This window comes from Sphingobacterium sp. UBA1498, assembly GCF_002325125.1.
Taxonomy (GTDB): Bacteria; Bacteroidota; Bacteroidia; order Sphingobacteriales; family Sphingobacteriaceae; genus Sphingobacterium.
The window spans coordinates 48,128-72,912 of the sequence record NZ_DCRG01000001.1 but is presented as its reverse complement, the minus strand read 5'-3'; the positions used below and the strand labels follow the sequence as shown (position 1 = coordinate 72,912).

Here is a 24,785-nt window from a genome sequence, read left to right as displayed (position 1 = left end):
ATCTCCCTGTATTATAGTTGGATGTTTAGACCGAAACTGATGATTTTTTGTATAGGGTACAGACCATGGAAATTTTCTGGATCGGCACCGTTGAATGTTTTTGAGCTAAATGTATATAGGTTAAAACCATTAGCAAAAACCCGCGCCGACTTGATCTTAACTCGTCGCGTTAAGATTGTGGGTAATGTATAGCCTAATTCGACAGTGCGAATGCGTAGATAGTTGCCACTACGTAACCAAAAGGTTGAATATACATTGTTGTTAATTGCACCACTTTGTGGGCCTGAACTGGTGCTTAATCTTGGATAGCCGGCATTCGGGTTGTCTATGGTAAAACGATCGAGCTGTGTGCTGTAAGCCTGACCCGTACCGCTGTTAAATTCCCGGTAACTATTGCCAGAAAGATAGACTTCACGATTTATCATACCCTGAAAGAAGATGGAAAAATCGATGTTGGCGAAGCTAAAGCCTAAATTGGTTCCGAGCAAGATTTGTGGTTTTTCTGAACCTATTGGACCCTGATCATATTGATTGATCAGACCGTCACCATTGCGGTCTCGGTAACGAATATCTCCTAATTGTGGTGTGTAGCCCTCCACTGTTGGTGATGATTGTAATTCATCAGCACTCCTGTATAATCCTTCGGCGATATATCCTATGGTCTGTCCAACAGGATGCCCTGAAGAAGACATGTAAGAATAGGCCAACGCAGGTTCGGCTTCGTAGACCATTTTCGATTTTTGGATGCTTGCGTTCAGTAAGGCATAATAGGAGAATTTAGAGGTATGGTTGCGCCATCCCACTTCGGTTTCGTATCCGGTGTAATCCTGTTTGCCGATATTTTCATTGGGATAACTGATGCCCAACAGCGAATTGTTGCTTTTGCGTGTAATATTGAGATCGCGGTATTTATTTTTGTAGTAAGTGAGTTGAAAAGTGAATTGGTCGTTAAAGAGCGCACCATCGATACCGAGATTTAGCATATTCACTTTGGCCCAGGTCGGGTTTGCGTTGGCCAAATAAGACTCGCCTATTGTTCCTGCTGAGCCCGCTGTTGATCCGAAAAAAGTTTCTGGCGTACCATTATAACTTTGTATATAGGTGTAATAACTCGCATTGTCACGACCTAATAAACCATATGATACGAATAGCTTTATTTTGTTTATCCATTTTACGTCTTTAAGTAGTTCTTCTCGGTGTATATTCCAACCTAAGCCGATAGCGGGGAATGTACCGTATTTGAACCCTCCGTCGTTTGGGTAACGATTAGCACCATTAACAGCAAAAGACAGCTCTGCTAGGTAGCGATTGTCATAGTGGTAAGCAGCATGCCCCGATATGCCCTGTACAGTATAGGGTAGGTCTGAACCATTGACCAGATTGTCCCGATTAGCTAACAGTATAAGGTCGATCCCATGCTTTTCGGTTTCATTGGAGTAACCTATTGAAAGCTCCTGAAAATTTGATCTATTTTGAAATGCTATGTTATTGCTGTTATTTTGTTCCGTATTATTACCATACTGTTTATATATTGGTGCTTCGAGATCGTCGTTCATTAACTGAAATACGGCGAATGATTTGTTTCGTACGTAATTTTCACGGAGGTTGGAAAAAAATGAAGCTCTGGCTTTTAACCACAAGCCTTTCAGTACATCATCCAAAGAGCGTTTTAAGTAGAAGTCCGTTAATATAGTTCGCGTATTAGCTACCGCATATCCTGAAGCGTTAGTCTGCGCTAATATATTATTTTGAAATATGGAAGAGCCGCCAAAGGTCCCATCCAAGTTATATATCGGGTATGCACTATTAGGGGTGTTTAAAATTGACTGAAAGATATTGTCTGTCCCATCATTACCGGGGCTGTTGGCATTCAATATACGGCCTTGGATATACACTCCGGCCTCCAGTAAATCGGAAAGCTTGACATCCACATTCGAACGGACAAAATATCCCTTCGCGTTGGTATTCGTACTATAATTGTTGTTGGCATTGGTTTTCAGTAGGCCGTTTTGACTGAGATGTTCGAGATTGACGAAATACTTGACATATTTGTTTCCTCCGCGGGTATTCAGATTGTATCGAGCAACAGTAGCGTTGTTTTTAATGACCTGTTCAGCCCAATTCACATTTGGATAGGTCAATGGATTATTACCATCTTTAAAGCTCGTTAGGGCAGTTTCACTAAAACCATTGTTTGTGACCGAAAGCCCATCATTTTTTAATGCTTCATTGTACAATAGGGCATACTGGTAGGCATCCAATGGCTTTCCGATTAAATTCTGCAATGGTTTTTGGATACCATATTGAGCCGAGAAATTAATCTGTGTCCTATCGGTGTACCCTTTTTTTGTAACGATTGCTATTGCACCATCAGCGCCACGGATGCCCAGCATTGCTAAGGAGACAGCATCTTTCAACACCGAAATTGATTCGATCTCCTGCATGCCAATTTCGGTGACAGAACGCGGAATACCATCGATTAGGATGATCGGCGGGCGACCCCTGAGTTGATAGCTCATGTCTTCATTTAATGGCTGTCCATTGTTTTGGCTAACCTTTAGACCGGCCAATTGTCCCGCCGCTGCAGTAAGGTAACCAAATACTGGAGTTGAGGCAATTGCATAGCCAGGTAATTTGGACACCGAAGCTGTGGAGTACTGCTTAGGTGTATTGAAATAGATTAATTGATTGATGTTACTGATAGAATCTTGCTCTAGAGTTTTCTCTAAAGAGACATCCTGCTGTGCATAGCTCCACAAGGGGAGACAAAAGAGCATAGCATAAGCTGTCTTAGATTTAAGCAAACTTTGTAATTCTAACATACCTTAATTGGTTTAAAATTGGTCTCTTAACATTTTTGAGCATCACGAACTTTTCAGCCTACATAGAAAAATATTTACCGTTATCTTATGCTTAGTGTATTATAAAATAAGGCTTGTAGGTCTACTATATTCGGTTAGTCAATACTCAAAGATATTATAGTTGCATTCGGAAAGGTTTGCTAGACTGGTTTTTTTTTAATGAAACCGTTCCCAAATTTTGGGAACGGTTTCACGGTTAGAATGATCCATTTTGGTGTTTGCGAATATCAAGTACGTTTTGAGAAAATCAATCTGTCGGAAGAGGAGTGAGGATACGTGTCTGCTTAAATATTTTACATTGTTGATTATTAAATGATTTCTTGCTAAACATCTGAAGGCTCTGTTGGCGGTTGAAGGGGGAGACCTTCTGCATCATTTGCCTCTTCATCTTCAGCGATAGTTTCATCGTCGAGTTCACTTTCATCCTCAAAACCACTTTCTTCTTGGACATCCAGATCATCTTCTTCGGCGATGGTTTCATCCTCAAAATCAATTTCTTCTTGGATATCTAGATCATCTTCTTCGGCAATGGTTTCATCGTCAAATTCACTTTCATCCTCAAAATCAATTTCTTCTTGAATACCGAGATCATCCTCTGCTGGGATTTCTGGATCTTCATCGGATTCATTTTTAAAAAGATCTTGATCAGGATCCTGTTGTGGGATGATCGCAAATGCAATGATAGGCATACCTTGATGCTGATCTTGCGTTATTTTTTTTCTGTTCATGTTACACATATTTTATTTGTAGGACACCGGATATTCGACAATTGTTGATTGATTAACTACGCTATAAATGCTGCTTTATACGTGAAATTTCATCTCTACGTAGATTACATTTTTCAATAGACCAACGTGTTTTTACTTTTTGTGACCGATTTATGCGTGAATTAACGCATCCATCAGCTATGATCGAACGAAAGTACTGTGATCGCTGTTAATTTTTAAAAAATTTGCTCACACGACACTGAGTCGATCATTAAAAATTTATAGAGAAAATGGAAAATTCAACAAAAATGGATAGACGTAAGGCTCTGGGAACAATAGGAACTAGTGTATTAGCTTTAGGACTGGTGGGAGGATGGCGGCCAGCTGAAGCTCAGCAAGGTGGAAATGCTAATTTACAGAATCCAAACGACAAATATCCTAAACCGCCTTTTCAAAAGCAACTCCAGTCCTGGCCCGGATTGAGCAGTAAAATGAATCCAAGACCCGACCATGGCGAAGAATCATATAAAGGAAGTGGAAGGTTGAATGGGCGAAAAGCCTTAATTACCGGCGGCGATTCTGGAATCGGGCGAGCTGCCGCAATCGCCTATGCACGCGAGGGAGCCGATGTTGCTATTAATTATCTACCGGATGAGGAGGTTGATGCCAAAGAAGTTGTCGCATTGATCAAAGCTGCAGGGCGAAAGGCGGTAGCAATTCCGGGTGACCTTCGGGAAGAAAAGTTCTGTACGCGTCTGATAGAGGAGGCGGCCCAGCAGTTGGGTGGTTTAGATATTTTGGTCAATAACGCTGCGCGACAGCAGACAAAACCTTCCATATTGGATATTACGACCGAAGAATTTGATGCGACCATGAAGACTAATATCTATGCCCCGTTTTGGCTTATTAAAGCTGCTCTACCGCATTTGAAGCCGGGTTCAGTTATTATAGGAACAACCTCAGTACAGGCGACAGATCCATCGGAAGATCTTTACGATTACGCGCAGACAAAAGCTGCTACAACAAACTATATACGATCTCTGGCGAAACAGCTAGGACCTAAGGGTATTCGCGTGAATGGTGTAGCTCCGGGACCTATTTGGACACCGCTACAAGTAAGTGGCGGTGCGACACAAGAAAAGCTTGTGAATTTTGGAGGTGACACGCCCATGGGAAGACCCGGACAACCTGCGGAACTAGCATCGATCTATGTTCAGCTTGCCGCATCAGATGCCAGTTACGCTAATGGACAGATTTATGGAGCTGCTGGAGGGGGCGGGCAACCTTAAGCTGATCCGCAAGCTGATCAGCGCTACTACGGGATCATCTGTTTTATCAAATATCTATCTAAGTGTTTTCTATGTGTTGCAATCGGTGAGAAGCTGATTGCAACTCCTTTTAAATATACACTTATTAAACATACACCTGGCCCGCCACTATTATAATCGACACACCTTATTCAGGATAAATTGTTCTTCCCTGAAAGGCCGTTGGAGAGAATGGACCCATTGATATACCTTTAAATAATTGGAACATGGATCAGCTTAGCTTATTTGAAAACGAAGGATATCATTTTCCGGAAGAGCTCTTAGACTTTGAGGCGGATTTTCTTACACAAAAAGAAGCTGACGATTTGTTTGATCTACTGCTCAAGGAGGTCAGTTGGCAGCAGACATCGAAGACAATGTACCATCGAACGCTATTGACCCCTAGGTTAACGGCTTGGTATGGCGATAAAAATACAAGTTACCAGCTCGCTGGAAAAACGATCGCTGTAAATCAATGGCTTGAACCTTTGAAAGCGTTGAAGGAAAAGATCGAACAGCGATTCAATTATCGATTCAATTCTGTATTGCTTAATTTATATCGCGACAACAGTGATTCGGTGGCCTGGCACCGTGATAGAGATAGCGAACTGGGAGATAGGCCTATAATTGGATCGATAAGTCTGGGACAGGCACGCTTTTTCGATTTTAGGAAGGTTGACGATCATAGTAAAAAGTATTCCTTGTTGTTAAATCATGGTTCCCTTTTGCTGATGAAAGGCGATTTGCAGGAAACTTGGGAACATCGCGTCGCAAAATCCACGCAAAAAATGAAAGCCCGTATCAACTTGACTTTTCGCTTAATCGGCGATGTATATTAGGTTTTTTAATTAGCCGAATTTCAGATGTATAAATATTTATATAGCGAGTTCTATAGTTGTCTTAGTTATCTATTTTAATTTACCCATTGTCAAATTTTCCGATATAAGCCATACCTAGCGTTTCTGCAACTTCTTTACCGTCTATGTCGATTGTGCCATTTACTACAATTTCAAGTATGGAATTGGTGGTGATCATTTTCAGCTCATCAACTTTGAGAATCATCTTTTCGGCAATATTATAATCCTCGATCTTTAGCATCAGTATCTCGTCAAGATTTCCGCTTTTTGAAGAATGGTGATAATTCAGTTTTATACTATCTTTTTTATCCAGCCCCGTTTGTTGAATAATATTTTTTTTATTGATTTTATTATGTCCAATCCATAAATAATGTACCTGTTGGTCTGATGCAGTCTGATAGGAAAGCTGAGTTAAGTTCCCGATATAATGTATCTTTTTAGAGCGAGAGGCATCTTTCACATCTAGGTTATTATCTTCTAGCGTTATAATAGCATTCCAATCAATAAGACCGTGCTGTCTTAATCGTACTTCTAGTTCGTTTTGGTCTATGCAAATATCATCTGCAACGATTTTGGCATTAACAGGGTTATCGTAATATTTAATCATGATGAGATCTTCATCATACGTATCCAAATAAATTTCCTTGCAGAAATCACAGCGTAACTGCGGATTAGGTTCTGCATCGTGCTCTTTGTCACCTGTTGGAGGTTCGTTGTCATAAGCAGACCATGCTTCTAGGTAATCTTTTTGATCCAGATATTTCTTAAATTCTTTCTCTGTTTTAAACTTTCCGAGCCATATATGTAGTTTTTTCATCTTGTGGTGTAATTTTAAGATCTGAATAAGTTTTTAATAGCATCCCTTTATTTATTTTGTCCATCCCACACTTTTCTTCCACTCTTCCATTTCTCGTTTTCTCTTTTCTAAGTCTTTAGGTGGAGACTGCTTTTCACGCAGTGCCTGTATCCTTATCACTTCAGTTTGCTCTTCAACCGTGTTTAGGCCGATTGACTTTCGTCGTTTATTTACTTTGATCGCATCATCTACTGTATGAGGACTTAGATTTCCGTTTTCGTCCCAATCAAACTGAGTCCCGTAACGTTGTGGCTGATCTTGAAATACAGCTATTCGGTCTGTTAGATAAGCTAAATTTATAGGATCGGCTTTATTATTTTTTACAGCTGTCTTCAACAGTTCGGCACTTCTCTTCATGAATTCTGGTTGTTCAATTGAGTGCTGTATAATTAACCAGGTGGCGTCGCTAGCTTCTTTTCCTACTTTTTCTGCTGTAGGATAACCGATGGTATTCATGATTTTGTCTAAAATCTGAGCATTTTTATTGTGTAAGATCTTCATTTCTTCATTATATCCATCGCCTAGTTTACCCTCATTAATAAGCTTATCCCTTAATGCTAAGTCTGCATTTTTCAGATCAATTATTTTTTTTGCAATGTCTTTATATTGCATCATAAGTGCTTTTTCGTAAAGAAATGTTGTGATTAAAAATTCTAAGCATACTCACCGTGGTAATATACAACTCATTCACTCGGAAACACTTTTTACTACAATTAGATTTAAATTACCGGGTTCATAATCCTTTCCCCAAATTTAATGTGTAATTGTTGTATTGTCAATACGTGTTTAATGTCTGCTACTCGCGCTTTTTTTTAAGATTCCGATTTACCACAATTATTGGATTCTTTGGAGCCCTCGCGAGTTAAGTATTCTCTTTGGATTGAACTTTCAGCAGACCTTTTTGTTTTGTATTTTTATGAACGCAAGGCTGATATCGCTTCAGTATTTCAGGATATATTGGTTAATAGTGATTAAATGAATAAGATTATGATAAAGATCAAGTTATGTGTTTTAATTTTCTGTTATGCGTATTTTGTCGCTCACAGCAATTGTAGTGCTCAGCGTACCAAGAGCAATTATGAGACAAGAATTCAACGTATCAAAGGCAATTGGTTCGACAAAAAAAATAAAAGGCATCTATCGATCCATCATGAACGCGGACAGGAGTATTTTACCATTAACGACTGGTATGACATCGACCAGGGTAGGGAACCAATGATTGATGCCTATAAAGCATGGCCGAGAGGGAATAAATTGATTATGCTTCAAAGTACTACAGATCTGAGATCCCCCTATGCAGAGATTCTGCCTTCCGGAAAGTTTCTTTTGTATCGTACAAAGAAGATGAATGATGAAAATGGACCTTTTATCGACAGCGCTTTCTTTTCAAGGTACAAATAATTGATGTTCTATCGTTCTATTTATACCCCTAAGATTGAGAGAACGATGAATTTATAGGTATTTTATTTAGATTTTTTTGGCGGCAACTGTTGGGAAACTTATCTATTTTAGCTGTGTGCATAAACACATCTATTGTTTTTCATTCGAAGGCTCAAACACAAAAAGATGATGATTTTGAGTTTTTTGACACGGTCGTAAATAACCATAATCAACTCTTTCAAATGTCGTGCATTCCATCTGCTGTCGAAATGATACTAAAATATCATAAAGTGGTTGATTTTGATTTTTACAATTTACAAAATGAATGGCAGAACAAAGCCGATGGTTCTTTTCGTGATTTTAACAATAGAGAATTATACGGTATTACCTTTTCTCAAAACTTTGTTTTGCCCCGGAATGCAACTTTTCCGATTGACAGCCTTTTTCAAACCATAGAAAATGAGCTGAAGTCCGAAAAAAAAGTGATTATTTCACTTCCGGCAGAAGGTGGCTGGCATATGTTTGTTATATGCAGGCAAACTCCGGATGGAGACTTTGTATCCTATAGCAAACTTGGGAGTCATACACTAATACTTAGAAATACAAAGGAGATTGTGAAAAAGTCTAATGGTACCGAAATCTTGACTTATCGCACTCCTCCGGGAATGTAGCCTTTTAAAATTTTAGAAGAATTATGTGAATGTCTATCGTAAGTGTTTAGGTTTGAGATTTAGTGCAGCACTTTTAACAACTTCCGCTATGCGCTTTTGTCTGGTTTCCGGTTTTCCGACAAGGATAATCCAGCCCAATATTATTTTTCTTGTTGATTTGCTCAAGCTCAGAAAATAATCTTTCGAGCCATGGTGTTTTTCGAATGCGATTTCTAAGTCGTTCGGAATGATCAGTTCTTCTTTTTATAGCTTCCAGTCGAAAGCGTTGTTTCAACTGCCAAATCAGCGCCGGCCTTCATTAATTCTGTGATACTTTCCAACAGAAATCGTCAAGTTGGTACAGCTACGCTTTGTGGATTGAAAGGAGAAATACCTACTGCTATATTGTAGGCATTAGAGCTGTTGAGTGCAAGGTTGGCGCCATAGCCGCCACGTCAAAGTCTGGACATTCTCGTTTGGGGCGGTCGGATCGAAGAGCTTAAAATTCATTAAAGTTTAATTGTAACTGACGGATCATATTTTTTCAGTTTATCTAAAAAAAGTGGTATGTCAGACACTAATTCATGTATATGAAAAACACCACCTCTAATTGGATTATCTAACAATTCACTAACACTTATAACCGTCATATAAGCTGTCATTGAGCTTTCGTTGTGACCTATTAAAATACTTTCATGGTTTTTTCTATCATTGTTTGTCGCGATGGATTTCACCGCAAAAATATTGCTACCTAACGATATGTTTTTAAAAGCAGTGAGCATGATATTTTGGACAATGGTATTTTTGAAAATTTTGGTTATCCCAGCTATTCTTAGCCCAGCAATGATATTTGTTAGGAATCGCGAATCAAAAGCAAGTCTTGTCATTACTTGGTTTACTTTGGTTGTTTTGGATAAAATATGCTGATCCGAAAAATTGAACGAATAAAATGTACGTTTGCCTAAGAGATCTGTTTTCTTGGGTTTACTAAAACTTTTTATTCGTGCTTTGACTAAACCAGTTAATAATGTATAGTTGCTGTGGATATTCTCAAAAGTCCATTTGTATGCAGCGTCACCATGCTTTTCGCCAAGTCCTAATAAGATGTACAAATCAACTGCTGTACAATTTGATAGGCTGTTCATGGCATTTTGTGCCAACAAATTACTGATACCCGGTGCTAGTCCAACACTAAGTAAAACCTTCACATTATTTAGAAGAGCCTTTTGATGTAGATTTTGCACTTTTTCAAAAAAAATATTTTCAGCGGTGATATCCATGTAATGTATCCCTCTCGCTATACAATTTTCTATGAACAGCGTATTCTTTTGGTCTACACACATTATGACAAGCTTTACATGCGCTGGAACAGTATTATTTTCTTCGTTTAAAACATCAAATTTTAGCGGTGAAACACGACCTTTTAATTCTTTGGCTAATCTTTCAGCCTTACTAAAATTCCTTCCCGCAACGATGACTTTGTTCGGAAATAATTTGGACAAATGCATACTTATCATTCCGCCAACGGTACCGTAACCACCAATTATCAAAATATTTTCGTCCATCAGGTATTATGCTAATATGTGAAAAGCAAAGATCAAGATGAAATAATTAAATAGGTTATATTTTTTTGATGAAAATTTGTATGATTTTAGATCTAATTTATTTCGTTTATTTTTTTGTGAATGCCATTCGTTTGAGACTGGTAAAGAGCGAGCAGTTAAATGCGCATTCATTGTATATATCCTAAGATCCAACAGGACCTCTAGGTCACTTTTTGACGCAGGTCTTTATTTGATATTCAATATCATATGTTTGCAAATTTAAAAATATAAGCTAGAAAATATTGGCCGAAAGACTTATACAAATGCATTTGGCAAAAAAATATTTTTTTTAAAAGATTAGTGGAAGGAAAAATAGCTCTGAGGAAATATACATTTCTTCACTTTCGATCGGAGGCGTCTTATCCTCACATCCAATGTGCGATGTGTTTGCACTGGAGGGATGCCGCCCTGTATATAGAAAAGAAACCTTTCCTGCAGCAGGATGGAAGGATAAATACCTACCAAACCTTTCAGACTTTGGGGTTGTTCATTTGTTGGATGAGTCGGTAAAAACTCTTTACCTAAGGTTACTGACACTGTAAGGTCTTGACATCTGCACTGACCCTTACAAATTTTGGAAATCAGATATTCTTTGTAATTATTAAAAAAATGGTATGAAAAAAGCAGCAAGTAAAAAGATTAGACCGTTACAAAAGCAAACGCGACCCGGATTGGAAAGAAATATGACTCCAGTTCCTGACACTTCTCCGATAGCATATCCTGCAGAAGGAAAATTGAAAAATAAGGTAGCGTTAATTACGGGGGGAGATAGCGGCATAGGCAAAGCTGTAGCTTTGTTATTTGCGAAGGAGGGAGCAGATATTGTTATTGCCTACCTTAATGAGACAAAAGATGCAAAAGAAACCAAGAAAGAGATTGAGTCCTTCTCTAGAAAATGTACGCTAATTAAAGGTGATTTGGGGAAAGAAAATCACTGTAAAAAAGTAATTGAATTTACGATAAAAATGCATAAGAAAGTTGATATTATCGTTAATAATGCGGGGCTTCATTGGGAAACAGAATCAATTGAAAACATTACCACTGAACAGTTGCAAAAGACTTTTCAGAATAATTTCTTTTCCTATTTCTGGGTCACAAAATATGCCATACCTTATCTTAAAAAGGGGGCAAGCATAATTAACACATCCTCTGTGACTGCGTATCGAGGCAGTCCAAAGTTGATAGATTATTCTGCAACAAAAGGTGCAATAATTTCTTTTACACGAAGCTTGTCAGCAAATCTTATTGATAAAGGAATTAGGGTCAATGCTGTTGCGCCAGGTCCGGTATGGACTCCATTGATAGCATCCTCATTTGACTCTAAAAAGAACTCAGAATTTGGAAGCGACTCGCCAATGAGAAGGGCAGCGATGCCAAATGAAATTGCACCAAGCTTTCTATTTCTAGCGAGCGAAGATTCACATTTTATGAGCGGTCAAGTTTTACACCCTAATGGAGGAGAAGTCGTTAATGGTTAGCCAAGGAATAAATTATATTCGTCAGGTTGTCTATCGGCACGAGTATTCAGCTATCAAAAGTGTTCATCTACTTCAAAGATGGGAACTGAAGGTTTAAAGGCGATGTTTTTTTACATCTTGTAAGCATTGCGCTCATATAAAAGATCCTTGTTTATGTTGTTTTTCTCGAGTGATGAACTATTGCAATCCGAGGAATGTTTAAGGAATAAATGTGATAATGTTTTTAAGATTTAGTTATTTGAGAGGCAATGATTGATATAGACAAAATATTCTCGGACGGAGTGGAAGGCTCATTCCTTGTGGAAATTGCAGCGAGAACGATAATAATGTTTCTTCTGATTTTGATCATACTGAGACTTTCAGGTAGGAGAGGTGTTCGACAGCTAACTGTTTTTGAGGTTGCGATTATTATCAGTCTTGGCTCCGCCGCGGGAGATCCGATGTTTCAGGAAGATTTGCCCATTTCCTATTCGGTTGTTGTTTTTATCTGTGTAATTTCAGTCTACAAGTTGATAACTTGGCTCACGTACAAGTCTGAGGTGATCACTCATTTATTAGAGGGTAAAGTTTTACCCATTGTGAAGGACGGAGTATTTCACATAAAACATGAAAATGATGACAATTTTTCGAGAATGGAGTTCTTTTCAGAACTCCGAAATTTAAATGTTGAACATTTGGGTCAGGTTAAGGAAGGGGTTCTAGAGATTGATGGGACATTAAGCGTTTTATTCTATGCTGATGATGACGTCAGATATGGGCTACCATTGTTCCCTTCCTCCTATAAAATGGTCGATGTATCCAATTCTGAAGGACCATTTGCATGTATGTATTGTGGCCATGTTGTGTTTAGTTTTGATAGCGATTCTGAATCCTGTACTAGGTGTCATAGAAAGCAATGGAGTAAAGCCATGAATTCGAGAAGAGTTTAGGGATGTTAGTTTCTGTAAAAATATTCATTCTCCGCGCAGAAAGCGCAATCTTAAGAATATGAACAAGATTCTTTTAAAAAGGCTATAAAAATTACGTTAACGAACTTTGCCATGGAACAAATATGGTTTAAATTATGTTAGAACTTGAACATCTAGCCTACATCGCCCCGTTCTAGAACAATACAGTCGTTTGATGGTGACAGGTTTAGTTAAAATATTTCATCAACGCCTATCTCTTAATCGATGAAAAAGCGCTCTAGTATGCTCATTAGGCACCAATAATACAGCTCTTTCCGCCCATTTCCTTGCATCCGTCAATGCTGGATCATCTGTAGGCAGCACATCTGCAAATGCTAGAGCTGTTTCATATAATATGCTGGCTGTTTTACCGGAGTACTGCGTAGCGGCTAACTTTTTTTCCTCAGCAAACCCAGGGATTTTCGTACTGTCTTGCTTGCGTGAGCGGAAAGGCGCCATGACCTGATCCAAAAGAATTTTATCCTGCTGCCGGGCATAAGCGGTATCAATGGCCATTTGAACCTTGGCAAGCCGGTAGCCTGCTGTTTTTAAACCGGCTTTTAACTGGAGATTTTTGCAATGGTATAAAGCCGAACGGTTCCAGGTCAGTTGTTTAGCCTCGTCCAATAAAGGATATACCTTTTCTGCTGCCGCCATCGCTCTCACTGCCGTAACGGTGTCCTTCTCCTTTACAGCATCCCCCCAGGCGAAATACAAATGTTCGTCAAAAAACTCGCCCGGCAGCTGCTTTTGAGCTGCATTATCTAAGGAGACCAAATGCTGAGCAATATATGGTATGGCTGCGGACCAAGTCCGTCCGGCATTTTTGATGAGGAACCTGATGAGCTCAGGTCCTGCCTTATTAGGGCCAAGAGCATAAAGATAGGCATCCATAACCGCTGCATTATCCAATTGTGCGGCTGTCCGCAATTCGAGGTAAGAGCGCAGAAAGTCTGCGCTACGGTCGCCTTTACTGAATTGCGTTTCCAATGCTGAAAGCTGTGCATATGTTGCATTATTGCCGAGTACAGTACTCCCTAATTTGATGAACTCTGCCCCCGTAAGAAAGTCTGTTTTCCTACTGCGCAACATACCGTCTGCTTCTAGGTACAGCCAGGTCGGGTATGCGCTAACACCATATTTTTTTGCCAGCGCAGGTCCTTCACCTTTTTCAGCATCCAGCCGAAAGCAAATAAAGTGCTCGTTGTAGAATGCAGCCACCTCCGGGCGGTAAAAAGACTTCCTGCTCCATTCTTCTGCAGGGTGCACACCAGTCTGTATACACATCTACAAATACCGGCAGTTTTTTTTGCTGTGCTACAGCGAGCGCTTCTTTAAAGTTACCCTTAAAAAAAATAATGCCCGAGGCCCTATTCTGCCCAAGCACAATGATGCAAAAGCCAGAAAGTATAGAAATCAATAATATCGTCTTTCGCATAGTTTAAACAAGTAATAATTATTTTAAAGCATTCTTATAAATACTTTACAATGAATAAAGATGGCTTCATTTTTCCACCATTTAGAAAAAGCAACAGTATACAATACTAAAGTAATAAATTTATGTATGGTCTGCTCATTTTGAAGTATGTTGTAAATATAGAGAACACTATTGTTTAACAGCATCAAAAATAATATTTTCCATATGCCTGATTTTTTCCGGACTATGCACATCATTAGCGATAATAAATATTCCCAATTGTTGCGCCGGATAAATAGTACATAAACTGTTGAAGCCCAATTTTGTATTTCCGTCATGGTAAAAATAGTGGATACCGTTTTCGGTATTATACATCCAGTTTAGCCCAATAGCGAAACCGTTTGCACCAGTCCAGGTCAGTTGGTGAGAAAAACGAATTGCCGGCTCACGCTCGTCCAGCTGCGCTTTAACATAGCCGAGCAAATCACGCATTGTACCGTTCATACTTGGCCCTATGTAATAACCTTCTAAGTTGACATATGATTGTGGCTTACGGTCTTTGGTATAACCTTGAGCAGTTAGCTTCATCTGCTTTCTGTTCAATATAGGAGTAATTTCTTGAAGGTTCAACCGCGTCTTCAAATATTCTGTTGTCAGTTTTGCGTAATTGCGATGGTACACCCGTTCTAAAATGTATTGCAAAAGCATAACTCCATTTGTGTTGTAGCGATACCTGGTGCCAGGTATGGTATCTGGAACGACATTATGGAGATCTTTCAGCAAGCTATCTGCATTGTAATGTGATAAATAATCAGCCTGTCCTGCAAAGCTTAATTCGCGCAGTTTATTTTTTTCCTCAGGATAAAGATCTCGGATAATACCCGGCAGACCCGATGTGTGGTTAGCCAAATGGACCACCGTAACGGGATGTCCCTGATATTGAAGATTTGGATAGATACTGGGAAGGTATTTCCGGATGTCATCATGTAGACCTATTCGTTTGTCTATAACCGCTTGGGCAAGCAGAGTGCCTGTAAACGTCTTTGCGATTGACCCGATATTATAATACAAATCATCAGATGGTAATTTACCGCTACCCTTAACATTTTCTCCGTAATGGTAACTGCGTGTTTTTCCTCTGAATATAATTCCAATGTTAAGACCGATTGCGGTAGTGTCTGACATATATTGCAGTGCCGCCCGATCGACAGCATGGTCAAGTTCGGATCGAAGAGGGTTATCAGTTCTAACCTGCGCCGGAGATTTATTAGACGAAATCAAAGAACCTATCAGCAAAATAAAAACTTTTATCTTCATAATATTTCTATTCATTTAGGGATCGCAAAAGGCATCTTCGGTATAACATTCTATCAATTGTTTAATATTTTAAAACTTTAAATTTCAAAGCTAAGAATAAACACCTTGAAAAAGATTGACGAGGGTTAAGTTTTGACTCTACACTCCGTCGAAAAATTGACGTAATCAACTAATTTGAAAAAATTATGGCGGGTATGAAAATTTTGTCTTTTGCGATAGCAGCATTATGCAGATGGCGGAAGATGGAAAGACCGATCTGTCAGCAACTTTTTCCAAATATCTGTATACACTGCATTCCATCATGATTTTCTACACTTTGATTGCACTCTTTTAATGGTTATTTTATATCTCAACATTATATTCCCAATAATGATCTGTATTTTCATTACAGAGAAAACCCTCAAACAAATGGCTGGCGATAAGCTGATCCATTTTTTTATGATCCGTTGCGATGAGAAAGAAGAAGCTATCCCACTCAATGGTAAACAGAATTTCTTTATCAGCCGAGTATAGATAATAATCTTTGCCGCCAATCTCATCACAGAATTCATATTCAGTTAAGCGATCAAGATCCACAATTGAGGTGTTTTCATAAAATTCGTCAGTTATCATGATCTGGTTTTTTTCTAGGAGTTTGAAGGCGCTGTGGATAGCCATCTTTGAAAGTATACCAAACGTACCTTCGGTTGGGTGGTAGATAGTTTCGCGATCTGTATAATTGTTCAGCTTTTCCATAAGATCCGGCCTCGTAAAATTTCGATTTAGGCCGCCTATAGAAGTCCTTAGGGCCGTATTAAGTTCAGCATAGCACGTCAGGGTTGAACCATTCACGATATTTTTCCACGGTATTGCTTTACCCTCCGTAAAAATAACTTTGTTATCAGGATATCGTTCATTGTCGTAATTATAGATATCCCTATTAGCCTCGGGAAGGCTTTTTAAAAAATCAATTTTTTTCAACGCTTCTTCGTTCGATAGTAACTTAGCCTTTTTTAGATTACTTTTATCAGTTTCCGCTCTATCAAGTTGGAAGAAGGGGAGGAATGCAATGAAAACCCTGTCAAAATGTTCTTCGAAATGCTTTTTTATCGGCCCTTCATAAGGATATAACTTTTCTTCGTCAAATATGTTGCCCATAAAATCTTGGTTAAATATGAATAGCCTTTATTTCAAATCTAATATATGTAATTTGATGGAGAGCTGAAAATTCAAGAAAGCCGCCTGGACCTTTGGAACAAAGAATGTGTCATAACTGCCGCTCGGGGTGAATGATCTTCTCCTAATTGGAGATTTGGGTACCGTTAATTGTTCAGTTTCGAAAACTGACGACCATTCAAGTCCGGCAATTCTGCCCATTGAATATTAAGCAGAAAGTTTCAATGCCCGAAAGATTTACAAAGCATCTATTTTATAATTTGTTGAATGCGTATATTTGAGAGTTATGTACAATAATACCAACACACCTTGACAGTAGTAGAAAATTATAAAACTGAACTCGAGTTAGTTCGATAGAACCCAAAGCTCTTGGACAATTATCGCTTTGATAGAGACGCCATAGGTTCAAAACACTTTGACCGATTAAGACTCAATATTGCGATTTACAATGATCTTAAACAAACGGACTATGAAATCGTGCAATATCTTTTTGCAGAGGAAAAGGAATGGCGAAAATATGGGAAAGAAGGTAAATTCACCTGAAACCGTCTGGTTGTCTTTTGAAGCTAAAAATATCGATTTGACAGCGGAATTGGATTTGATGACGAATATTTGGTTTCGGCAGAAATTAAAGAATGCTACCAATATTTAAAAACAGCTGACAACCCAAAGAAAACTGAACTGTTAAAGTATATTGGAGAAACGGAAGAAAGCTGTATTTATTCGCAAGAAGACATTGACGATTGGAAAGAACATAAAAAGCCCTATTTCAAATGTTACAAATTTCCAATTCAAGATGAGCTGTATTTTCTCTATTCGACAAATGAACGAGAACTATTTTTGAAGAAACTACCTGAATGGATCGATCAAGAAAGAGCATGAACTTATAACGAATTAAGTTTATTTAATATAATATTTTTTGAATTCATAATTCCTCGCTTTTTTATGCGTTTTTCCTAATCGTTTTCGACGGTAGTGATGTACATTTGTAAAATGTAATTGATTAACAGCTTCAATGGAACTAATCCGAAAATATTTTGAAAGGAGATTTGAGCTAACAGACCATGATTGGCAGGTTTTTTATTCTAAACTTACAAGGCAGAATTTTCCTAAAAAACATATCCTCTTAAAGTCGGGTCAAATAGAAAATAATCTGTCGTTCATTGAAACAGGAATTGTGCGTTTCTACATCCCAAAAGAAGAAAATGACCTTACTTTTTCGTTTGCATTTAATAACAATTTTGTAAGCGGGTACAATTCCTTTTTAACTCGAAATCCCTCAACTTACTATATAGAAACCTTAACAGAAACAACACTTTGGCAACTTACCTTTGATGATCTGCAAGAAATTTACAAGAAAACAAAAATCGGTAATGCAATTGGGCGACAAGCCAGCGAAGAATTGTTTTTGAAAAAGTCGCAAAGAGAGCTTTCTCTGTTGAATGAAACCGCTGAAAGGAGATACTTAAATCTCTTTACCGAGCGACCGGAGCTTATAAAAGAAATACCACTGAAATATATTGCTTCTTACATTGGTATTACACCACAAGCATTAAGTAGAATACGCAGACGAATTTCTTAACTTGGGTTCATTGATTTCTCTAAAGCAATAAACGAACTTTGCCTATAAAAAATGAAACCGTTAATTGTTTTACTTGGTGTGTTTGCTGTTTCCCTATTGGTTACGAAATTACTTTATGGTACTTGTCAATGTGCTTTATCGGGCAGAATAGCTATGTTTGCAATGTTGATATTTTCTGCTATTGGGCATTTTGCGTTTACAAAGGGAATGGCTTTAATGATACCTGGATTTATCCCGTTCAAAACAGAAAGTGTTTATCTAACAGGAACTGCAGAAATTATTTTTGCCTTTGGACTTCTATTTCCAAATTATCGGACTTTAACTGCTTGGTTACTTATAGTATTCCTGATATTGGTACTTCCTGCAAATATTTATGCTTCCATAAAACAAATAGATTATCAAAAGGCTACATTTAATGGGAATGGAGTCACTTATCTTTGGTTCAGAATACCGTTACAGCTATTCTTCATTGTCTGGACTTACCTATCGGCAATCAGTAAATATTGATTTAAACTATGCCAAGAATAGAGTTAAATATATTTATAATGGATGTAGATTTTCGCAATGGCGAATGGGTAATGTGATGTAACAAAGAGAGCTGGTTGACAACCGCTGAACTTGCTATTATTCTTGATGAGTTGGGCTATGATGAATAAAAAAACCTTGAGTCTGGGAGGATCTCAAGGCTTCCTAATTACTACCTATTTTTGAAAAGTACTATTAATACAATATCGAATCCTCTTTGGTTTTAAAAAAAAAATAAAAAAATGCCGAATTACCATTACTCCGGATAAATGAATAAATATTATGAAGTCTTTTTCCAAAAGTAGTAATCACCCAGGTTGAAGTAATGATAGCGGAAGACGCGGCAGTTGTGGACGATCATGGAAAACCTTTTCGATAAACGGCGGTCTTCTCGATCGCGTAATGATGGATTACTCTCTCTGTAGTAGATATTGAAAAACCTCATCTTTGGAAAGATCCCATTCATATGCTTTTTCTGGGATTTCCGCCAATGGAGTTTGAAGAAGGGGATGGTCAATTTTTATATCGCTTAATCCACTTCTCTTTCTTATCTTTTCAATCAGCCTGATCTCATACGGTATAAAATTGAGTGAAAGTATCTCACTGAATTTGTCTTTGAGATCCAATGAACTATATACATGATGATCACATATTTCCAAAAGCAATTCACTTACTACTTTCTCATCTGGAGAATTCCAATTATCTAAAAACCGTCGGTAAACAATATCGTTGGGTAAACCTGCATACAAGCTCATATTAATTTCATTATGGGAATATAAATCGAATAGTATCGCCATAAACAGATGATGAACTTCTTTTTGTTTATATTTATCCTGTTCTGCTTCAAATAAAAACTGGAAGTATTCTCTTGATAGTTGTGTCAGATCTGTCATATTCCAAAGAAGCGACAACCCCATTATACAGCCGACCGTTCGTGGAGTAACTTCTTTGTAGTGAAATAGTTTTTGCAAAATATGCCCTTGCCATAAAAGATGGCGGGTAATGTATTTCCAACCATCTTTTTTACCATTCAGTATCAAATGTTTAGGGTAATCTCCCGCGTGAAAACCGATGCCCAGCGTCAGATTTCTTGCAATGGTTTCTTGATACCCATCTTTTATGTCATCTTGTATGCTTTGTTTAATGAGCTCAAAATACTGCTCTAGCATTTGCTGGTCTATACCATCTCTTTTGGTTTTCTCAATTTGCTTTTTAAACGCTTTTATTAATGGATTACGTAACATAATGTGGGATGTATATCTATAAATTCTCCTAGCTAATATTGACAATTTGGTAAAGCTGTAGCGATATTAATTATATCGCATGTTCACCTCGACAAGGCAACTTTTGTATCTAATTTAGTGTAAAAATTTGTTTAGGGTTGTGAAATCTTAGTTTTTGTCTTAACATTCTATTAATTTTATCCAGTATATGTTTGATATAATACTCGTTATATATACTGCCAATATAATGAATTATTTATTCCATAAAGTATGGAAGTAAAATTGTATTAGAACATTAAAAGAAATAGAAGGCCAACAATTGCCAGAAAATAGACGTTTATAAAGAAGATGAATGAGTGTGTCGCAAAGAGGTATAGCCCTTCTACGCATAGAGTAGCTTTAAGAGGTAAGGTTTTTGAGATCTAGAAAAAATCATTAAGATTGAATGTAAACGTTCTAGAACAGTAGCGTGACGGCACGTCTGACTGGCGTACTTTCATCGGAATATCTAAAAGTTTTACATTTTTAAAAATTTATGGAGGAATAGAACCCTATATTTCCATTTGTCATTAATGTGGGAGCAATATTCAGTTTAGCCTACTTTAACAAGCGGCGTGTGCAGATGAGTGCGCTGCCTATCCCGATTGCAGCCCCTGCGATTACGTCCGCGGTATCATTTCTTTTGCTATAAATACGTCCCCATCCGACATACCCTGAAATCAAATACGCGGGGAGACTATATTTACCCCCATACCGTTGAGCTATAAATGATGCTCCCTGGAATGATATTGCTGTGTGGTTGGATGGAAAGGAGTGTGTGTCACTATGATCAGGTCGCTGTTTTTTTATCGTATATTTCAAAATATATGTAACTGCAATACTGGTTGGACCCGGTGAAATCAGTCCTCTGTTCACCTTGTAATCTTTTAGTGCGAGGGTAGTAATGAAACCGGCAGCTGGTGCTGTGAACATCTGTACATCCGTAGATGTTTTAACACTTTCGCGCGGTTGCGCATTTGCTCCCTGATGTAAATAAATTAGCAGAATAGATGATAGCAAATTTTTTAGCATAGTTTGTACGATAATTTGTACGGCGTGTAATTAAAGAATTTGTTCTGAAAGCTTTAAACGTTGGACAATACTGTAGTAAAGCATCGTCAGCGAAGAGCCAAGTAACAGACCTCCCATAACATCAGTAAACCAATGCACTCCTGAAAGGACGCGACCAATTATGGTTAAGACAATAATGAGGATAGAAAAATAAATAGCAGTTGTTTTATCATCATGTACTTATTCTCGAATTATTGAATAAAAACAATATTCTCGAAACTGACGTACACGTTTTTTTTACCGAATTCCAAATGATCATTGTAAGAGCTATGCTACATATTGAGAAAAGCAAAAAAACGAGTCATGTTTTTTATAGGAATGAGATTAATAACTTAGAGGAATCGCGTTAAAAATAAATTGTAAAATATTATATTTCAAGTGTTTTATTATCTTTTTATAGGTATATTTAGAAAAGTAAAATGGCTGAAAGTGGAGCTTATTATTAATCCTGAAAAATAATAATAAAAAAAAGATGACCAAAATCTCTAATTGATTATAGCGACACAGTGTTGGTAAAGCGCTTTTCGAATTATTCCTAATGAAGTGGTTTCTAAACTTCTTCTTCTCGAAGAGCAAATATTAATCAATGGAGTAATTGCTCCGAAGGTTTGGGACTTACTACCTACTACACCATTGAATTAGCAGTAAATGAAAAATCTTACATATATAATAATATTTTTTATAGTCTACTTCTTAGTATGCTATGTTGTCTTCTACTTTTTTGACGGCCACGTGAATATAAAATGGATCATTATTTCAGGTGTAGTATCGTCGCTATTGATGCTGGTTACTCTGTTAAAAGTCTGGGGAAAGAAACCGTGAGTTGTTCGGCCATCTCCTTTTCCATTTAGTGTCAGAGGTAGGTAGGGGCGGGTGAAGCCAGTACAGTTAGATCAGTTAGTCCTTGATTTGACACGTGGAAACATATCGGCACAGGCAATTGGAATTTGTACGAATCGACATTAAAGGAAGAATTTCCAGATATTGCTTTCGACGAACTGCAGGGAGCGCGTGATTTGGCTAGCCGTGTCAAGCAGATGACTAAGGAAGAGTTTAGCTAGTGAGTGAAAAAGAACCGCGTTAATATGATCACTTCAGATCTATACGTTCTTGATGAGGGAACTATATTGAGGGGCTCGGTAGTTCATGTTGGAGACTTATCGATCACACTTGATGATGGATTGGAGGGTATTATCGAATTTAATGTTTCGCCAGGTGAGGTACTAAATTTAACCGACCATGTTGTTTATCGGGTTGATTTAATAGTAAAAGCCTAGATTATTAGTCTAGGCTTTTGTTCTTATTGTGGAATGGGAGATGGTTGTCGAGGAATAATTTTGAAACTATAATTCTTTTGCATTAGACCGCATTCACCATATCCTTTGATAACAATCGGAATTTCATCACCATTATAAGTGTCTTGCAACGGGTAGTTTGATGGCACTGAAATTTTAAGTGTAAATTCATCAACTTGTGTGATATCAATGGCTCCAGCATACACATCCCAACTAATGTTAGTATAATTTGTTCCAGGCTCAGGAGAAAATGTAAATGTTCTGTCTGCCCAACCCTGTTTTATTAAAGCTGGTCCACTAATTGTCCCTTTCATTTCTGAGTTTACCTGAATGGGATAATTAAAAACTTTGCCAGAAGAAGTCGATCTAAGATACACGGTTCCTACCGCATTACCCATCCTTGTCACTTTCCACTGATTATTTCCTAAAGCAGTCAACGTCGCAATCCCTGATGCGTTTTCAAGGGTTATAGTACCAGGACTAGTAATTGTGTAGATTCCTTCAGAGCAAATAGACGATGGTCCTGTAAATACAGGGGTATATACTATATCAAATTTAAAGGTTTCACCCCATTGCGGACACGTAGAACTTTTCCCAGCAACGCTAATCCACTTCAATTGATCATCGGTGATATTTACATTAAACGATGGAGTAGTCGTTGTCGTCTGAATACCCGTATTTGTAGTCCATACAAATGTTGCGGCAGGAAAATTTGAATTAACTATTTGCGCTGTATAAGTTTTAATCCCTCTAAAATTACCTGGAATTTCTCTATCCCCATATAACATAGCGCGAAGGTATGTTCACCTTCACATCTTTATCCAAATAAGTGGAACCTCCCGATGTTCCATCAGATTTTATCGTTTCGTATTGAACACGAAGTTTCCATTTTCCATTTTCGGTCACCTTGTTATACCATCTAACAACAACGGTATTTGAATTTTGGCTAATAATTTGGCCATCGGTAATCGACCATAAAAAATAATTGCCGAAGGAAGGTCAACTAAAAGAGTAGGTATAATTTGTCTCTGGACATGGGGTTGCCTCACCACTAATCACTTGTCCTATTACCCGATTTAATAAGAGGCTAAGGAAGAGTATTAACGTCAGTTTTATTCTCATTTCTCTATTATTTTTGGTGACCATTCTTCAAATTCTCTTTCTTTCGCATCAAATGAAAATATTTTGTGCATATAATATTTTCCATATTCTTTTATTGTAATTTCTTTACTGCTGTAGGCTTTTTTACCCTGCCCTTTCTCGTCGCTCATAATCACCGCTATAAGATATTTGCCCGGGTAATAATCTTGAAATGTAATGCCGGAAGCGATTGTGATATTATCTGTTTTGACTTCAGTATTCGACTCTTTATCAATGGCAATGCCTTGAATAGCCTTGTCGACATCTTTTATGACTAATGTTTTGTCATGGCTTGGCCACATCACAATAGTCATTTTTTCTGGTGATACGAAGAAGTTTTGCCATTGGTTGTAGTTAACAATACTGGTTTGCACATGTACCACAGACGTCTTTTCCGGAATTCCCAAAAATGGATCTTTAGGAGCTTGATAAATACTGTCCAACTGGTTTTTCTCCTCAGGAATAAAAGGATCGTTTACCCTTTTCGAACAACTTATTAAGATTGCTAATAAAGAGGGGAATAGTAATAATTTACTCTTCATGCTGATTATTGTTTATGTTATTAATTAATTTTAGGCTTAATTACTCTATAAAATCACACTCACAAACATTTGTTGAGCAACAAATACTAAATATCTTTTCACTTGATAATATAATTTAGCCATTAAGATAAATAAATCTGCGATAGAAAGTGTCATTGATGGAGAATTACTACCCAAAAGTGTAGAGTCAGGATTAGTAAAACCTATGGATATACACCCATCGCACTCGTGGCAATGTAACAAGTGTAACGTCGTTTGGCGATAATACTATTCATTTTGATCCTTTGATAGGTGAGGCCTATTTATTTAAACTTCGCGATGCTTATGGAAGAGAAGTTCACTTCATATCTGCTTAAATTTGCTGCTGATTACTCGACGGATGAAAATTATTTCTAGATGTCGAAAATGCATTACTAGCGGTCGAGAAGTTTTCTGTCACCGAATATTTGACTATGCATGATCTGAGTAGTAAAAATGTTTTACATTGACAGATCAAGTATGAATGACCATGGAAGAGCCTTTTGATAGGAGAGGGCTATCATTATCGAATTAAAGTGTATTGCCATTGTTAGCCACAATTACCTTTTTTTTTGATGCATAATATTCTTTCCAGGTTTTTATTCTTCCAACAAACATTTTCAGGTAGTTTTCTGTCAAAAAGATATTCGACCAATCAAATCTTTGTGCTTGAACGCCGAGATAAAAAGCAAAAATAGCTGCCCCAGCCTCTGAAATTAGTTTAATTTCTTTTTCCGTAATCGCTCTTACCTTTCGGTAGCCACTAAGAAAGCTTTCAACTTTTGATTCATAGACACTACCGTCCAAAATAAAA

At 37.7% G+C, this 24,785-nt stretch carries 26 protein-coding genes; 10 read left to right on the top strand and 16 right to left on the bottom strand.

The annotated features are described in order from the left end of the window. Positions 1 to 11 precede the first annotated feature (11 nt). Both B3139_RS00320 and B3139_RS00315 read right to left on the bottom strand, forming a co-directional pair. Positions 12 to 2,822: a SusC/RagA family TonB-linked outer membrane protein gene (locus B3139_RS00320; RefSeq protein WP_293879103.1), complete on the bottom strand. Its 2,811-nt coding sequence runs from the start codon at positions 2,820 to 2,822 to the stop codon at positions 12 to 14. Positions 2,823 to 3,184: 362 nt separating this feature from the next. Further along, positions 3,185 to 3,598 carry a hypothetical protein gene (locus B3139_RS00315; RefSeq protein WP_293879101.1) on the bottom strand — a complete coding sequence of 138 codons (414 nt, stop codon included), beginning with the start codon at positions 3,596 to 3,598 and terminating at the stop codon, positions 3,185 to 3,187. A gap of 260 nt (positions 3,599 to 3,858) precedes the next feature. Here B3139_RS00315 and B3139_RS00310 point away from each other — a divergent pair, with 260 nt between their 5' ends. Beyond that, complete coding sequence (locus tag B3139_RS00310) at positions 3,859 to 4,857, top strand: SDR family oxidoreductase (protein WP_293879099.1); 999 nt, start codon at positions 3,859 to 3,861, stop codon at positions 4,855 to 4,857. Positions 4,858 to 5,102: 245 nt separating this feature from the next. Continuing rightward, on the top strand, positions 5,103 to 5,714 hold the full coding sequence (locus B3139_RS00305) for an alpha-ketoglutarate-dependent dioxygenase AlkB family protein (protein WP_293879097.1): 612 nt from the start codon (positions 5,103 to 5,105) through the stop codon (positions 5,712 to 5,714). A 79-nt stretch (positions 5,715 to 5,793) separates the two neighbouring features. Here B3139_RS00305 and B3139_RS00300 read toward each other — a convergent pair whose 3' ends face one another. Beyond that, entirely contained in the window at positions 5,794 to 6,549 is a 756-nt protein-coding gene (locus B3139_RS00300) for an immunity 22 family protein (protein WP_293879095.1), read from the bottom strand. Between the two features lie 51 nt (positions 6,550 to 6,600). Then, positions 6,601 to 7,203: a DUF6624 domain-containing protein gene (locus B3139_RS00295; RefSeq protein WP_293879093.1), complete on the bottom strand. Its 603-nt coding sequence runs from the start codon at positions 7,201 to 7,203 to the stop codon at positions 6,601 to 6,603. Positions 7,204 to 7,575: 372 nt separating this feature from the next. Between B3139_RS00295 and B3139_RS00290 the strand changes: the two genes are divergently transcribed. Together B3139_RS00290 and B3139_RS00285 are read left to right on the top strand one after the other, a co-directional pair. Then, on the top strand, positions 7,576 to 7,989 hold the full coding sequence (locus tag B3139_RS00290; protein ID WP_293879092.1) for a hypothetical protein: 414 nt from the start codon (positions 7,576 to 7,578) through the stop codon (positions 7,987 to 7,989). Positions 7,990 to 8,078: 89 nt separating this feature from the next. Next, positions 8,079 to 8,639, top strand: a complete 561-nt coding sequence (locus B3139_RS00285; RefSeq protein WP_293879090.1) for a hypothetical protein — start codon at positions 8,079 to 8,081, stop codon at positions 8,637 to 8,639. A 33-nt stretch (positions 8,640 to 8,672) separates the two neighbouring features. On the opposite strand, the gene B3139_RS00280 is transcribed toward B3139_RS00285, so the two are convergent. Beyond that, the gene (locus B3139_RS00280) at positions 8,673 to 8,867 is read right to left on the bottom strand and encodes a YdeI/OmpD-associated family protein (RefSeq protein WP_293879435.1); all 195 of its coding nucleotides are present in this window, start codon (positions 8,865 to 8,867) and stop codon (positions 8,673 to 8,675) included. A 260-nt stretch (positions 8,868 to 9,127) separates the two neighbouring features. Continuing rightward, entirely contained in the window at positions 9,128 to 10,183 is a 1,056-nt protein-coding gene (locus tag B3139_RS00275; RefSeq protein WP_293879088.1) for a saccharopine dehydrogenase family protein, read from the bottom strand. Between the two features lie 653 nt (positions 10,184 to 10,836). On the opposite strand from B3139_RS00275, the gene B3139_RS00270 reads away from it, so the two are divergent. Further along, a complete protein-coding gene (locus tag B3139_RS00270; RefSeq protein WP_293879086.1) occupies positions 10,837 to 11,700 on the top strand; it encodes an SDR family oxidoreductase in 864 nt (287 codons plus the stop codon). 248 nt (positions 11,701 to 11,948) lie between these two features. Further along, a complete protein-coding gene (locus B3139_RS00265; RefSeq protein ID WP_293879084.1) occupies positions 11,949 to 12,629 on the top strand; it encodes a DUF421 domain-containing protein in 681 nt (226 codons plus the stop codon). Positions 12,630 to 12,851: 222 nt separating this feature from the next. Here the strand turns inward: B3139_RS00265 and B3139_RS00260 are convergent, their stop codons facing one another. The 4 genes from B3139_RS00260 to B3139_RS00250 all read right to left on the bottom strand — a co-directional run bounded on the left by B3139_RS00260 (position 12,852) and on the right by B3139_RS00250 (position 16,518). Further along, complete coding sequence (locus B3139_RS00260) at positions 12,852 to 13,934, bottom strand: hypothetical protein (protein ID WP_293879082.1); 1,083 nt, start codon at positions 13,932 to 13,934, stop codon at positions 12,852 to 12,854. Further along, positions 13,819 to 14,085: a thioredoxin family protein gene (locus B3139_RS21485; protein WP_414711817.1), complete on the bottom strand. Its 267-nt coding sequence runs from the start codon at positions 14,083 to 14,085 to the stop codon at positions 13,819 to 13,821. The genes B3139_RS00260 and B3139_RS21485 overlap by 116 nt, the downstream gene beginning before the upstream one ends. Positions 14,086 to 14,253: 168 nt before the next feature. Further along, entirely contained in the window at positions 14,254 to 15,381 is a 1,128-nt protein-coding gene (locus tag B3139_RS00255) for a serine hydrolase domain-containing protein (RefSeq protein ID WP_293879080.1), read from the bottom strand. A 342-nt stretch (positions 15,382 to 15,723) separates the two neighbouring features. Further along, a complete protein-coding gene (locus tag B3139_RS00250; RefSeq protein WP_293879078.1) occupies positions 15,724 to 16,518 on the bottom strand; it encodes a DUF2711 family protein in 795 nt (264 codons plus the stop codon). A 535-nt stretch (positions 16,519 to 17,053) separates the two neighbouring features. Here B3139_RS00250 and B3139_RS00245 point away from each other — a divergent pair. The 3 genes from B3139_RS00245 to B3139_RS00235 all read left to right on the top strand — a co-directional run bounded on the left by B3139_RS00245 (position 17,054) and on the right by B3139_RS00235 (position 18,625). Beyond that, on the top strand, positions 17,054 to 17,188 hold the full coding sequence (locus B3139_RS00245; protein ID WP_293879076.1) for a hypothetical protein: 135 nt from the start codon (positions 17,054 to 17,056) through the stop codon (positions 17,186 to 17,188). Between the two features lie 363 nt (positions 17,189 to 17,551). Further along, a complete protein-coding gene (locus B3139_RS00240) occupies positions 17,552 to 18,118 on the top strand; it encodes a Crp/Fnr family transcriptional regulator (protein ID WP_293879074.1) in 567 nt (188 codons plus the stop codon). A gap of 51 nt (positions 18,119 to 18,169) precedes the next feature. Beyond that, the gene (locus B3139_RS00235; RefSeq protein ID WP_293879072.1) at positions 18,170 to 18,625 is read left to right on the top strand and encodes a DoxX family protein; all 456 of its coding nucleotides are present in this window, start codon (positions 18,170 to 18,172) and stop codon (positions 18,623 to 18,625) included. Positions 18,626 to 19,053: 428 nt separating this feature from the next. On the opposite strand, the gene B3139_RS00230 is transcribed toward B3139_RS00235, so the two are convergent. From B3139_RS00230 to B3139_RS21480, 3 genes are all read right to left on the bottom strand, one after another. Continuing rightward, positions 19,054 to 19,887, bottom strand: coding sequence for a hypothetical protein (locus B3139_RS00230; RefSeq protein ID WP_293879070.1), 834 nt, complete (start codon positions 19,885 to 19,887; stop codon positions 19,054 to 19,056). A gap of 576 nt (positions 19,888 to 20,463) precedes the next feature. Beyond that, positions 20,464 to 20,937, bottom strand: a complete 474-nt coding sequence (locus tag B3139_RS00225) for a phosphatase PAP2 family protein (RefSeq protein ID WP_293879068.1) — start codon at positions 20,935 to 20,937, stop codon at positions 20,464 to 20,466. Between the two features lie 30 nt (positions 20,938 to 20,967). Beyond that, on the bottom strand, positions 20,968 to 21,132 hold the full coding sequence (locus B3139_RS21480) for a phosphatase PAP2 family protein (RefSeq protein ID WP_414711818.1): 165 nt from the start codon (positions 21,130 to 21,132) through the stop codon (positions 20,968 to 20,970). A gap of 929 nt (positions 21,133 to 22,061) precedes the next feature. Here B3139_RS21480 and B3139_RS00220 point away from each other — a divergent pair. Then, a complete protein-coding gene (locus B3139_RS00220; protein WP_293879067.1) occupies positions 22,062 to 22,253 on the top strand; it encodes a hypothetical protein in 192 nt (63 codons plus the stop codon). Positions 22,254 to 22,276: 23 nt separating this feature from the next. Here B3139_RS00220 and B3139_RS00215 read toward each other — a convergent pair whose 3' ends face one another. The 3 genes from B3139_RS00215 to B3139_RS00205 all read right to left on the bottom strand — a co-directional run. Then, positions 22,277 to 23,059, bottom strand: a complete 783-nt coding sequence (locus tag B3139_RS00215; RefSeq protein ID WP_293879065.1) for a hypothetical protein — start codon at positions 23,057 to 23,059, stop codon at positions 22,277 to 22,279. Positions 23,060 to 23,389: 330 nt separating this feature from the next. Next, on the bottom strand, positions 23,390 to 23,953 hold the full coding sequence (locus tag B3139_RS00210; protein WP_293879063.1) for a hypothetical protein: 564 nt from the start codon (positions 23,951 to 23,953) through the stop codon (positions 23,390 to 23,392). A gap of 549 nt (positions 23,954 to 24,502) precedes the next feature. Continuing rightward, positions 24,503 to 24,785, bottom strand: a 283-nt coding sequence (locus B3139_RS00205; RefSeq protein WP_293879062.1) for a hypothetical protein, incomplete at its 5' end; no start/stop codon positions are given.

Excerpts from the sequence above, each read along its gene's own strand:
- B3139_RS00320 (WP_293879103.1), bottom strand. The coding sequence starts at position 2,822 with ATGTTAGAATTACAAAGTTTGCTTAAATCTAAGACAGCTTATGCTATG.
- B3139_RS00315 (WP_293879101.1), bottom strand. The coding sequence starts at position 3,598 with ATGTGTAACATGAACAGAAAAAAAATAACGCAAGATCAGCATCAAGGT.
- B3139_RS00310 (WP_293879099.1), top strand. The coding sequence starts at position 3,859 with ATGGAAAATTCAACAAAAATGGATAGACGTAAGGCTCTGGGAACAATA.
- B3139_RS00305 (WP_293879097.1), top strand. The coding sequence starts at position 5,103 with ATGGATCAGCTTAGCTTATTTGAAAACGAAGGATATCATTTTCCGGAA.
- B3139_RS00300 (WP_293879095.1), bottom strand. The coding sequence starts at position 6,549 with ATGAAAAAACTACATATATGGCTCGGAAAGTTTAAAACAGAGAAAGAA.
- B3139_RS00295 (WP_293879093.1), bottom strand. The coding sequence starts at position 7,203 with ATGATGCAATATAAAGACATTGCAAAAAAAATAATTGATCTGAAAAAT.
- B3139_RS00290 (WP_293879092.1), top strand. The coding sequence starts at position 7,576 with ATGATAAAGATCAAGTTATGTGTTTTAATTTTCTGTTATGCGTATTTT.
- B3139_RS00275 (WP_293879088.1), bottom strand. The coding sequence starts at position 10,183 with ATGGACGAAAATATTTTGATAATTGGTGGTTACGGTACCGTTGGCGGA.
- B3139_RS00270 (WP_293879086.1), top strand. The coding sequence starts at position 10,837 with ATGAAAAAAGCAGCAAGTAAAAAGATTAGACCGTTACAAAAGCAAACG.
- B3139_RS00265 (WP_293879084.1), top strand. The coding sequence starts at position 11,949 with ATGATTGATATAGACAAAATATTCTCGGACGGAGTGGAAGGCTCATTC.
- B3139_RS00260 (WP_293879082.1), bottom strand. The coding sequence starts at position 13,934 with ATGTGTATACAGACTGGTGTGCACCCTGCAGAAGAATGGAGCAGGAAG.
- B3139_RS21485 (WP_414711817.1), bottom strand. The coding sequence starts at position 14,085 with ATGCGAAAGACGATATTATTGATTTCTATACTTTCTGGCTTTTGCATC.
- B3139_RS00255 (WP_293879080.1), bottom strand. The coding sequence starts at position 15,381 with ATGAAGATAAAAGTTTTTATTTTGCTGATAGGTTCTTTGATTTCGTCT.
- B3139_RS00250 (WP_293879078.1), bottom strand. The coding sequence starts at position 16,518 with ATGGGCAACATATTTGACGAAGAAAAGTTATATCCTTATGAAGGGCCG.
- B3139_RS00245 (WP_293879076.1), top strand. The coding sequence starts at position 17,054 with ATGGGAAAGAAGGTAAATTCACCTGAAACCGTCTGGTTGTCTTTTGAA.
- B3139_RS00240 (WP_293879074.1), top strand. The coding sequence starts at position 17,552 with ATGGAACTAATCCGAAAATATTTTGAAAGGAGATTTGAGCTAACAGAC.
- B3139_RS00235 (WP_293879072.1), top strand. The coding sequence starts at position 18,170 with ATGAAACCGTTAATTGTTTTACTTGGTGTGTTTGCTGTTTCCCTATTG.
- B3139_RS00230 (WP_293879070.1), bottom strand. The coding sequence starts at position 19,887 with ATGTTACGTAATCCATTAATAAAAGCGTTTAAAAAGCAAATTGAGAAA.
- B3139_RS00225 (WP_293879068.1), bottom strand. The coding sequence starts at position 20,937 with ATGCTAAAAAATTTGCTATCATCTATTCTGCTAATTTATTTACATCAG.
- B3139_RS00220 (WP_293879067.1), top strand. The coding sequence starts at position 22,062 with ATGATCACTTCAGATCTATACGTTCTTGATGAGGGAACTATATTGAGG.
- B3139_RS00215 (WP_293879065.1), bottom strand. The coding sequence starts at position 23,059 with ATGTTATATGGGGATAGAGAAATTCCAGGTAATTTTAGAGGGATTAAA.
- B3139_RS00210 (WP_293879063.1), bottom strand. The coding sequence starts at position 23,953 with ATGAAGAGTAAATTATTACTATTCCCCTCTTTATTAGCAATCTTAATA.